Annotated in this window: 2 protein-coding genes; both read left to right on the forward strand. The window is 44.9% G+C overall.

Annotation, left to right across the window (positions count from 1 at the left end; all coding sequences use genetic code 11):
* A partial coding sequence (locus R7Z49_RS26550; RefSeq protein WP_318112650.1) for a hotdog fold thioesterase occupies positions 1-374 on the forward strand: 374 nt, incomplete at its 5' end.
* A gap of 42 nt (positions 375-416) precedes the next feature.
* Positions 417-579, forward strand: a 163-nt coding sequence (locus tag R7Z49_RS26555) for a DUF3389 family protein (RefSeq protein ID WP_318112652.1), incomplete at its 3' end; no start/stop codon positions are given.

The following is a 579-nucleotide window of genomic DNA, read 5'->3' on the forward strand; positions in this document are numbered from 1 at the left end:
TGATGGAGCACCTACAAATCGAGTACACCAACTTCACGGATGACTCATTAAGTGCAACGATGCCAGTGTGCAGTTTTACTCACCAACCGCTGGGTATGTTGCATGGTGGTGCATCCGTCGTACTAGCAGAAACATTAGGTTCCATTGCCGCAAACTTTTGCGTGAGTGAAGGTAACTACTGCGTAGGTTTAGATATCAACGCAAACCATGTACGAGCAATGCGCAGTGGTTATGTTATCGGTACCGCAAAACCTATTCACCTTGGTGTTTCGACTCAAGTTTGGCAGATTGAAATTACAGACGAACGTGATCGTTTGGTGTGTACTAGTCGTCTAACGATTGCTGTGAAACAACAAAAAGCAAAATTGGCTTAATTCGACTTCATCAATCAGCAGAGATACACCCAAAGGCAGAACATGGTTATCGAGTTTTCATTAGGTAAAATTATCGCGACGCAGCGTGAAATCGTCATCAAACTAACCGGTGAGGGAATGGTCACATTGCAAGCACAAACCGATGCACTTCAACTTCTTGGTCGTGGAGCAAATGTGGTGTTAGCCCATGGGGCCGAATGCAAAT

Source organism: Vibrio sp. 1562 (assembly GCF_033340155.1).
In the GTDB taxonomy this organism is placed as follows: domain Bacteria; phylum Pseudomonadota; class Gammaproteobacteria; order Enterobacterales; family Vibrionaceae; genus Vibrio; species Vibrio alginolyticus.